This window comes from Candidatus Deferrimicrobiaceae bacterium (assembly GCA_035256765.1).
In the GTDB taxonomy this organism is placed as follows: domain Bacteria; phylum Desulfobacterota; class Deferrimicrobia; order Deferrimicrobiales; family Deferrimicrobiaceae; genus CSP1-8.
In genome coordinates this window covers 1-2408 of sequence record DATEXR010000051.1, presented here as the reverse complement: position 1 = coordinate 2408, position 2408 = coordinate 1, and the positions used below count along the sequence as shown (strand labels likewise).

Below are 2408 nucleotides of genomic sequence, written 5' to 3'. Positions count from 1 at the left end.
AGCGAGGACACCTCCAGGGCGTTCTTCTCGATGAAATCCCTCCGCGGCTCCACCTGGTCGCCCATCAGTTTCGTGAAGATCTCGTCGGCGTCGGTCTCGTCGCCGATCTCCACCCGGAGCAGGTCGCGCTTCTCCGGGTCCATCGCGGTCTCCCAGAGCTGCTCGGGGTTCATTTCGCCCAGGCCCTTGTAGCGCTGGATCGTCTGCCCTTTCTTCCCCGCCTCGAGGACCTGTTCCAAAAGGCACAGCGGTCCGTCCGCCTCGGGGACGACGATGTCGCCGTCGAGACGGTACGGAGGCGGCAGGGTCTCCCGGATCTGGGTATACAGGGCGTTCGATTCCCGAAGATCCGCCATGCCGAGGCGATGCCGGTCGATGGTGCACTCCATCGGCAGGCCGCCCCGCTTCCACCGCAGCGTGACCCGGACCGCCTTTTCGGCATCCTCGTCCGGGTCGGGCCCGGTCTCGAAGGCGACGTGGGTCACGTCCGGACGGGAGACCTTCCACTCCGCGGCGAGGGAGGAGAAGAACTTCTTCGCCCCCTTCTCGCTCTCGAGGGCATTCGCCCCTTCCGCTGCCCGCGGGGCAAGCGCCAGGAGCACAAAGGAGGGCATGCCGCGACGTTCGGCCCGGAAGGCGATCTCCTCGAGGCGGGAGATTTTCTTCAGCCACGCCGACATCCGCTGGCCGGTGAGCGACCCCTGCCCGTTGCCGCCCGCCACGCGCCGGCCCTGGATGCCGTTCTCGATGAGGAAATCCCGATAGGCGCCATTGTCCTTGAGATACGTCATCCCCTTCCCTTTCCGGATGCCGTACAGGGGGGGCTGGGCGATGTGGATTTTCCCTTCCTCGATGAGCGGCCGCATGTGCCGGAAGAAGAAGGTGAGCAGCAAGGTCCGGATGTGCGCGCCGTCGACGTCCGCGTCGGTCATGATGATCACCTTGCCGTACCGGAGGCGCGCGGGATCGAAGTCCTCCTTCCCGATCCCCGTGCCCAGGGCCGTGATCAGCGTCCGGATCTCCTGGGAAGAGAGCATCTTGTCGATCCGGGCCTTCTCGACGTTCAGGATCTTTCCCTTCAGGGGGAGAATCGCCTGGTACCGACGGTCCCTCGCCTGCTTCGCCGAGCCGCCGGCCGAGTCCCCTTCGACGAGGAAGAGTTCGCACCGGGTCGGGTCGGTCTCCTGGCAGTCGGCCAGCTTCCCGGGCAAGCCTGCCGAGTCGAGCGCCCCTTTTCGCCTCGCCAGTTCCTTCGCCTTGCGCGCCGCCTCCCGGGCCCGGGCGGCCTCGAGGCCCTTCTCCACGATCTTCCTCGCGACGGGCGGGTTTTCTTCGAAGAAGTTCGTCAGCTTCTCGTAGACCAGGGAGTCCACGATCCCCTTCACTTCGCTGTTGCCCAGCCGGTGCTTGGTCTGCCCTTCGAACTGGGGCTCGGGGACCTTGACGGAGATCACGGCGGTCAGCCCTTCGCGCAGGTCGTCGCCGCTTAAGTTCTCCTTCACGCCTTTGAGCAGGTTTCCCTTCTGGGCGTACTGGTTCACCGCGCGCGTGAGCGCCGAGCGGAAGCCGATGAGGTGCGTGCCCCCGTCGTACGTGTTGATGTTGTTCGCGAAGGCGAAGACCGTCTCCTGGTAGGAGTCGTTGTACTGGAGGGCCACTTCGGCCTGGACGTCGTCCTTCTCCCCCTCCACGAAGATCGGCTTGCCGTGGAGCGCGTTCTTGCTCCGGTTCAGGTGCTGGACGAAGGAGGCGATTCCGCCCTTGTACTGGAACTCGTGGGACTTCCCGGATCGCTCGTCGAGGATCGTGATCTTCAAGCCCGCGTTGAGAAAGGAGAGCTCGCGCAGGCGCTGCGAGAGCGTGTCGAAGTGGAACTCCCTTTCGGTGAAGACCTCGGGGTCGGGCTTGAACGTGATCTTCGTCCCCGTCTTGCGGGATTTCCCCGTCACCTGGATCGGGGCGATCGTCTCCCCGCGGGAGAAGGCCAGGCGGTACACGGAGCCGTCGCGGCGGATCTCCGCGTCGAGCCTCTCCGAGAGGGCGTTCACCACGGAAACGCCCACTCCGTGGAGGCCCCCGGAGACCTTGTACGTCTCCCGGTCGAATTTCCCGCCGGAGTGGAGTACGGTGAGCACCACTTCGGCGGCGGGCTTCCCCTCCTCCGCCATCACGTCGACGGGGATCCCCCGGCCGTTGTCGTCCACGCTGACGGAGTTGTCCTGATGGATGGTGACCGAGATGGCGTCGCAATAGCCGGCCATCGCCTCGTCGATGGCGTTGTCCACGACCTCGTAGACGAGGTGGTGAAGGCCGTGGACGTCCGTGCTCCCGATGTACATCGCCGGGCGCTTCCGGACCGCCTCCAGACCCTTTAAAACCTTAATGTTGTCGCCGGTGTACTCGTCCGC

The 2408-nt window shown here is 65.4% G+C and carries 1 protein-coding gene; it reads right to left on the bottom strand.

Going from position 1 to position 2408, the window contains the following annotated elements:
• Positions 1-2408 (bottom strand): DNA topoisomerase (ATP-hydrolyzing) subunit B (gene gyrB / locus VJ307_01635; protein ID HJX72830.1); only part of this gene is annotated, 2408 nt, incomplete at both ends.